At 69.6% G+C, this 9,203-nt stretch carries 1 protein-coding gene; it reads right to left on the reverse strand.

What is annotated here, in order from left to right; genetic code table 11:
* Nucleotides 1–9,203 (reverse strand): type I polyketide synthase (locus NE2_RS36805; RefSeq protein ID WP_218018725.1); only part of this gene is annotated, 9,203 nt, incomplete at both ends.

A 9,203-nucleotide genomic window follows, 5' to 3' on the forward strand; every position in this document is an offset into this window, starting at 1 on the left:
GCCAGCACCGCAAGAACCTCGTGACCGTTGCGACGCGCATCCGAAAGCCGCTCCAATACCAGCATGCCCGCCCCCTCCGACCAGCCCACACCATCCGCGGCGTCCGCGAACGACTTGCACCGGCCATCCGGGGACAGCCCGCGCTGGCGGGAGAATTCGAGGAACATATCCGGCGTGGCCATCACCGCGACGCCACCGGCCAATGCCAGATCGCACTCCCCCGACCGCAGCGACTGCGCCGCCAGATGCATCGCCACCAGCGACGACGAACACGCCGTATCCACCGACACCGCAGGACCTTCCAACCCCAACGTGTAAGCGATACGCCCGGAGACCAGACTGCCGCCGGCCGTTCCGGCCTTGCCGGTGCCCTGGGCGTAGTCGTGGTACATCACACCGGTGAACACACCGGTGGCGCTGCCGCGCAGCACGGCCGGTTCGATGCCGGCCCGTTCCAGCGCCTCCCACGAGGTCTCCAGCAGCAACCGCTGCTGCGGATCCATCGCCGTGGCCTCGTTCGGGCTGATCCCGAAGAAGTCGGCATCGAAATCCGCTGCGGAATAGAGGAATCCACCGTTGCGCGCGTAGGTCTTGCCGGGCTTTCCGGGCTCCGGATCGTAGATATCGTCGACATCCCAGCCGCGGTCGACCGGCCATTCCCCGTTGGTGTCGATACCTTCGGCGACCAATCGCCACAAATCCTCCGGCGACGCCACACCACCGGGATAACGACAACTCATCGCCACGATCGCGATCGGATCGTCGTCCACCCGGACCCGGCCGACCGGCTCCGCATCGGCAATCGCCACACCGGCCAATTCCGACCCGATGAACTCGGCCACCACCTCCGCATTCGGATAGTCGAAAATCAACGTGGCCGGAAGTTTCAAACCCGTCGCCGCGTTCAGCCGGTTCCGAAACTCCACCGCACCCAGCGAATCGAATCCCAGCTGTTGAAAAGCACGCTGGGGTTCCACCGCATCCACCGACGCATGCCCCAACACACCCGCGGCCACCGACCGGACCAGATCCAGCACAGCCGCATGCCGATCCGCATCCGGCACACCGGCCAGCGTGCGGGCGAACGCGTGATCGGGACCCTGGTCTCGTGCCCGGCGCCGCATCGGGGCCGGGGCCATCGCGCGCAGCAGTGCCGGCAGCTCGTCGCCGCGGTCGCGCAGGGCCGCCGGATCGACGCGCAATGCCACCACCTGCGCGGATTCGGTGGCGATCGCCAGATCGAACAGCGCCAGCCCTTCGGTCTCGCTCAGCGGCGGAAGTCCCTGCCGCCGGATCCGCTCGACATCACCGTCGGACAGCATCGACCCCAGGCCGGTCGAGGTCGCCCACAGTCCGTAATCGATGGCGGTCGCGGGCAGACCCGCGGCGCGACGGTGGGCGGCCAGCGCGTCCAGAAAGACGTTGGCCGCGGCGTAATTCGCCTGCCCGGCCGCCAGCACCGAACCGCCCGCCGACGACACCAGCACGAACAGCGACAGCGGTCGATCACGGGTCAACTCGTGCAGATACCACGCCGCGTCGACCTTCGGCGCGAACACCGGCCCGAATCGATCCGCCGTCAGGGATTCGATCAACCCGTTGTCGCCGGCGCCCGCCGCATGCACCACACCGATCAGCGGATGCTCGTCCGGAATCTCGTCGATCAGCGCCGCCAACGCACCGCGGTCGGATACATCGCAGGCCGCGATCCGCACCTGCGCGCCGAGCTCTGCCAGCTCGTCACGCAACTGTTCGGCACCGGGCGCGTCCGGTCCGCTGCGCGATGCCAGAACCAGCTGCGCCACACCGTGATTCACGACGAGGTGGCGCGCCATCAACGCACCGAGACCACCCGTTCCGCCGGTAATCAGCACGGTGCCGGGCGCGATCGAGCGAACCACCGCACCGGGGGCGAGCCGGCGCAACCGCGGAACCAGCACATCCGCCCCGCGCACCGCGACCTCCGGCTCGGTGGCGGCCGGTGTCGTCGTGGTCAGCGCGGTGACGGCATCGCGGTCGTGGTCCAGGTCGAGGAGCTGGAATCGGCCGGGGTGCTCGGCCTGCGCCGCCCGCACCAGACCCCACATCGGCGCCTGCGCCGGATTCACCTGCTCGGCTCCGTCGACGGATACCGCATGTCTGGTGACGACCACCAGGCGCGAGCTTGCGAAATGCGAAGTGCGCAACCATGTTTGCACGGCCTCTAGGACACCGGCGACCATCTGCCGGGCCGCGGCCGGCGGTGCGGCCTCGTCCTCGGGGCATTCGAGAACGACGACCTCGGGGACCACCGTGTTCCCGGCCGCATCCAGGTCGGCGATCAATGCCGCGAGGTCGCGATGCCGTGGCGCACCTTCGGAGCTCCGTCCGGAACCCACCACCGCGATGCGGTTCGGTTCGAGCGTCGCGGATGCCGTCGAGGCGGCCGTCCACTCCACGCCGAACAGCGAGTCCGCGACCGGATTCGCAGCGAGGCGCTCGGCCGATACGGGCCGCGAGACGAGCGCGCCGACCGACAGCACCGGGCGCCCCTGCTGGTCGGTGATCCGCACGCCGAATCCGTCCGCGTCCGGTGAAATCCGCGCGCGCACCACGGCGGCTCCGGTCGAATGCACCGCGACCCGATTCCACATGAACGGCAATGCCGGGGAATCACCGATTTTCCCGCTGCGGAAGCCGTCCACGATGCCCGGATGCAAGGCGGCATCGAACAGCGCCGGATGTATCGTGAACCCGTCGGCGCGCCCGGAGTCGGGTAGCGCGATCTCGGCGAAGAATTCGTTCCCGCGCTGCCACATCGCCCGCAAGCCCCGGAAGACCGGACCGTACCCGTAGCCGACGGATGAGAGCTCGTCGTAGACGCCGTCGACGTCGACAACGGTGGCGCCGGCCGGGGGCCAGGAGGCCGGTTCGGATTCGTCGATTTCCTCGGACGTGAGAGCGCCTTCGGCGTGCGTCGTCCACGACGGCATCGTGTCGACATCGCGTTCGGGGCAGGAGAAGATCCGGATTCCGCGCCGTCCCGTCGCGTCCGGCTCACCGAGCACTACCCGTACCGCGACCCCGCCGGTGTCCGGCAACACCAGCGGCGCCTGCAGCACCAACTCGTCGAGCATCGGCGAACCGACTCGTTCCCCGGCGTGCAGGGCGAGTTCGACGAAACCGGTTCCGGGGAACAGCACCGTGTCCATCACCCGGTGATCGGCGAGCCACGGGTGGGTCTGCACGGACAGCCGCCCGGTGAGGGTCACGGCGCCGGAATCCGGGTGGGACACCATCGCCGTGACCAGGGGATGTCCGGTGGATGCGAGGCCGATGGCCCGCAGGTCGCCGCCGGCGCCGGTCGCCCCCGCCCAATAGCGCCGACGTTGAAAGGCGTAGGTGGGCAGGTCGATTCGCCGGGCTCCGGTGCCGGCGTACAGACCGGCCCAGTCCACCTCGGCGCCCGCGACGAACAGTCCGGCCACCCCGGCCGTCACCGTCGCCGCATCGGCCCGATGCCGGCGCACCGGCGCGACCACGGCAGGCACCGCCGTCACGGCCCCCGCTGTCGCCCTGTTCTCGAGGGTTTGGGTGATCATCGGAGCGAGCACCGCATCCGGCCCGATTTCGGCGAAGCGGGAGACCCCCAGATCCGCCATCGCGGTGACCGCGTCCGCGAACCGCACGGTGTCGCGAACCTGCGCGACCCAATACGCCGGGGACGACATCTCATCGGTCACCCTGGCGCCGGTCACCGTGGACACCACGGCGATCTCCGGGCGGTCGAACGTCAAACCTTCCACGGCACGGGCGAATTCGGCGAGCATCGGCTCCATCGACGCCGAATGAAACGCATGCGACACACGCAACCGGGTCGTACGCCATCCACGCTCGGCGGCGCGAGCGGAGACCGCCATCACCTCGGATTCGACACCGGACACCACCACCGACGACGGACCGTTCACCGCCGCGATCGACACCTCACCACTCAGCACCGACAGCACATCCGTCTCGGACGCCCCGACCGCCACCATCGCGCCACCGGCAGGCAGTGCCTGCATCAGCCGGCCGCGCGCGGCGACCAGCACACACGCATCCGTCAACGACAACACGCCCGCCACCTGCGCGGCGGCGACTTCACCGATCGAATGCCCCGCCACCACCCCCGCGGTCACACCCCACGATTCGAACAGCCGGAACAGCGCCACCTCGAACGCGAACAATCCCGCCTGCGCGAAGACGGTGCGGTCGATCAGACCATCGTCGGCCAGCGCGTCACGCAGCGAAACCGACTGTCCCAGAGCAGGTTCCAGCTCGGCCACGATCGCGTCGAAGTGTTCGGCGAAGACCGGATAGGCGGTGCGGAGTTCGGCGGCCATCCCGGCCCATTGCGCCCCCTGCCCCGAGAACACCATGCCGGTCGAACCCGGCAGCACCCGACCGGACACCACACCCGGCGCCTGCTCACCGCCGGCCAATGCCCGCACGCCCGTGAGCAAATCGGGACGGTCGCCGGCCGCCACGACGGCACGGTGTTCGTGCACACCACGGGTGGATGCGAGGGAGAACCCGATATCGATCGGATCGTGCTCGTCGCGGATCGCGGACGCGAGCCGTTCGGCCTGACCGGCGAGCGCCGCGGCACTGCGCGCCGAGATCACCCAGGGCACGATGCCGCCGACCGGAGCGGTGGGCGCGGCCTGCACCGGCACCGCCGCGCTCGGCGCCTGCTCCAGGATGAGGTGGGCGTTGGTGCCGCTGATCCCGAACGAGGACACCCCGGCCCGCCGCGGCCGATCCCTCTCCGGCCATTCGACCGGCTCGGTCAACAACGCGATATTGCCTGTGGACCAGTCGACTTTCGTGCTCGGCCGATCGACGTGCAAGGTCTTCGGCAACACACCGTGGCGCATCGCCATGACCATCTTGATCACACCACCGACACCCGCCGCGGCCTGGGCATGACCGATATTCGACTTCAACGACCCCAGCCACAACGGACGATCCGCAGAGCGGTCGCGGCCGTAGGTCGCCAGCAATGCCTGGGCCTCGATCGGATCACCCAATGTCGTGCCGGTGCCGTGGCCTTCGACCGCGTCCACCTCTGCCGCGGCGAGTCCGGCATCGGCCAGCGCCCGGCGGATCACCCGCTGCTGCGAGGGACCGTTCGGCGCGGTGAAACCGTTCGACGCGCCGTCCTGATTCACCGCGGAACCCGCGATGACCGCCAGGACCTGATGGCCGTTGCGCTGCGCGTCGGAGAGTCGCTCCAGCACGAGCACACCCACACCCTCGGACCAGCCCACACCGTCCGCCGCGTCGGCGAAGGCTCGGCACCGGCCATCGGGAGAGAGACCGCGCTGGCGGGAGAACTCCAGAAACATGTCCGGCGAGGCCATCACCGCGACGCCACCGGCCAGGGCCAGATCGCATTCTCCCGATCGCAGCGATCCCGCCGCCAGATGCACGGCCACCAGCGAGGACGAGCACGCCGTATCCACCGATACGGCAGGGCCTTCCAACCCCAGCGTGTACGCGACCCGGCCGGAGACCAGACTTCCCCCGGCGCTGTTGCGGCTCTCCGTTCCCTGCGCGTAGTCGTGGTACATGACGCCGGTGAACACACCGGTGGCGGTCCCCCGCAATTCGGCCGGATCGACACCGGCGCGTTCCAGCGCTTCCCACGAGGTCTCGAGCAGCAACCGCTGCTGCGGATCCATCATCGTGGCCTCGTTCGGGCTGATCCCGAAGAAGTCGGCATCGAAATCCGCTGCCTCGTAAAGGAATCCGCCGCGGCGGGTATAGGTCTTCCCCGCCTTACCGGGCTCGGGGTCGTACACGGCGTCGATATCCCAGCCGCGATCGACCGGCCATTCCCCGTTGGTGTCGACGCCTTCGGCGACCAACCGCCACAGCTCCTCCGGCGACGCCGCACCACCCGGATAGCGGCAACTCATCGCCACGATCGCGATCGGATCGTCGTCGACCCGAACCCGCCCGACCGGCTTCTCCTCCACCACTGCCACACCGGCCAGCTCGGCACCGATGAATTCCGCGACGACCTGGGCGTTCGGATAGTCGAAGATCAAGGTCGCCGGAAGCTTCAAACCCGTCGCGGCATTCAACCGGTTCCGGAACTCCACCGCCCCCAGCGAATCGAAACCCAGCTGCTGAAAAGCGCGCTGCGGTTCGACGGCATCCACAGACGTATGCCCGAGCACACCCGCGGCCACCGAACGCACCAGGTCCAGCACGGCCACTCGCCTGTCGGCCTCCGACAGCCCGGCCAGCGTGTCCACAAAGGCGTGCGTAGCCGCGGAGGTGTTGCGGCGTGCGCTCGCCGGGGCGACGATTCCGCGCACGAGTGCCGGAACGCTCTCGCCGCGCGCCCGGAGCGCGGCGGAATCGATCCGCAGCGCGACCAGTTGAGCGGTCTCGGTCGCGATCGCCGCATCGAACAGCGCGAGGCCCTCGTCCTCAGCGAGGGCGGGGAACCCCTGCCGGCGCATCCGTTCGAAATCGGCTTCGGACAGCTCCGTGCCGAGTCCGCTCGAGCGCGCCCACAGCCCGTAATCGATCGCGGTCGCCGGCAATCCCGCTGCCCGCCGATAAGCGGCCAGCGCATCCAGAAAGACGTTCGCCGCAGCATAATTCGCCTGGCCTGCCGCCAGCACCAGACCACCGGCGGACGACACCACCACGAACAGCGACAACGACCGATCACGGGTCAACTCGTGCAGATGCCATGCCGCGTCGACCTTGGGCGCGAACACATGATCCACCCGATCCGCCGACATCGCCTCGACCACACCGTTGTCGGCGGCACCCGCGGCGTGCACCACACCGACCAAGGGATGCTCGTCCGGAATGCTGTCGATCACCGTCGCCAACGCATCCCGATCGGACACGTCGCACGCGACAATCCGCACCTGCGCCCCGAGCTCCGTCAACTCGTCACGCAACCGGTCGGCGCCGGGCGCGGCCGGCCCACGACGCGACACCAGAACAAGCCGCGGCACGGCGTGGTTCACGACCAGATGCCGCGCGATCGACGCACCCAGACCACCGGTGCCACCGGTCACCACCACGGTGCCGGGCTCGTCCAGGCGAACGGTGTCGCCGGCCGCGTGACGGCTCAATCGCGGAACCGATACGGCCGCACCGCGCACGGCGGCCTCGGGCTCGCCGGCGACCGCGGCGGCCGACGACGCCACAGCCAGCGGTGTGCGAGTCTCGGCGTCCTCGCGGTCCAGATCCAGCAGCTGGAATCGATCCGGATGCTCGGCCTGCGCGGCCCGCAGCACACCCCACACCGGCGCCTGCGCGAGGTTCACCGAATCCGAATCGCGCACGGGCACAGCGTTTTCGGTGGCCACGACCAACCGGGAGCCGGCGAACCGGGAATCGCTCAACCACCGCTGCACGGTCTCGAGCACACCGGTCACGACCTGCCGTGCCGCCGCCGGCGGCGCGCCCTCACCTCGCGGACATTCGAACACGACGATCTCCGGGACAACCGGCTCCGCGGCCGCATCCAGATCGGCGACCAGTGCCGCCAGATCGTTGTATCCGCGCACCTCCCCCGTATCGGCGCCGGAGCCGAGCACCGCCACCCGTTCCGGGTCGACAGCCACCGCCGATCCCGCCACCGGGACCCACTCCACGCCGAACAGATCCTGCGACACCCGGGGCGCGTCGAGCTGGCGGGCCGTGACCGGCCGGGACACGAGGGCGGCCACCGACAGCACCGGTTCGCCCTGCGCGTCGGCTATCCGGACGCCGAACTTCTCGCCCTCGACCGCGATCCGCACGCGCACCACCGCGGCCCCGGCCGCGTGCAACGCCACCCTGTTCCAGGTGAACGGCAAGGCCGGGGAGGTGCCGCCTCCACCGCGCAGCGCGTGCACGATCCGGACATGCAGCGCGGCGTCGAACAAGGCCGGGTGGATGCCGAAGCTGTCGGCGTTGGCCGGGTCGGGCAGCGCGACCTCGGCGAACAGTTCGTCCCCGCGCTGCCACGCCGCCCGCATACCCCGGAACGCCGGACCGTAGCCGTAACCGAGATCGAGCAGTTCGTCGTAGATGCCGTCGATATCCACCGGCCGCGCACCGCTGGGCGGCCACGACCTCAGATCGAAATCGGCGACCACGCCACCCGAGGCGAGAACGCCTTCGGCATGGATCGCCCAGGGTTCCTCGGCGGCCCGGCGGGAATGGATACTCAGCCGTCGACGGCCGGTGTCGTCCGCGGCGGCCACCACCACCTGCACCGACACACCGCCCTGCGCCGGAAGCGTCAACGGGGTGTGCAAAACGAGTTCTTCGAGCACATCGCAGCCCAGCAGGCCACCGACGTGGCCGGCCAATTCGACGAATCCGGTGCCGGGCAGCAGTACCACGCCGAAGACGCTGTGGTCGGCCAGCCAATCGACGGAATCCAGCGACCAGCGACCGGTGAAGCTCACCCCGCCGGATTCCGGATGCGGTACGGCCGCGCCGAGCAGCGGATGCGCGACGGCATCGAGACCGACCGCCGTCACCCCGCCGAGTTCGGCTCCCAGCCACGACTGCGCGAGTACCTGCCGGGCGTCGAGCCAGAAGCGTTCGTGCCGGAAGGCGTAGGTGGGCAGGTCGATTCGCTGCGCTCCGGTCCCGGCGTACCAGCCGGCCCAATCCAGTTCCGCGCCGCGGACGAACAATCCGGCGGCACCGGCCGACAAGGTCGCGGCGTCCGCCCGGCCGCGACGCGCCAGGGCCACCACCGCCGCCGTCGTCGTGCCGGCCGGAGCGTCGTCGAGGGTTTGGGTGACCATCGGGGCCAGCACCGCATCCGGCCCGACCTCAGCGAAACGAGTCACCCCCATGCCCGCCATCGTCGTGACGGCGTCGGCGAACCGGACGGTATCCCGAACCTGGTTCACCCAATAGGACCGATCACGCATCTCATCGGTCACCCGGGTGCCGGTCACCGTCGACACCACGGGCAGAGTCGGACGGCTGAACGTCACATCGGCGATGGCAGTGGCGAATTCGGCGAGCATCGGCTCCATCGACGCCGAGTGGAACGCATGCGAGACCCGCAGGCGCGTGGTCCGCCACCCGCGTTCGGCGCAGAGCGCGGCGACCGCGTCCACGTCGGCGTCGGTACCGGATACCACCACCGAGGACGGGCCGTTCACCGCCGCGATCGAGACCTCACCGCTGAGCAAGGCCAGCACGTC

The organism is Nocardia elegans NBRC 108235, assembly GCF_001612845.1.
GTDB lineage: Bacteria > Actinomycetota > Actinomycetes > Mycobacteriales > Mycobacteriaceae > Nocardia > Nocardia nova.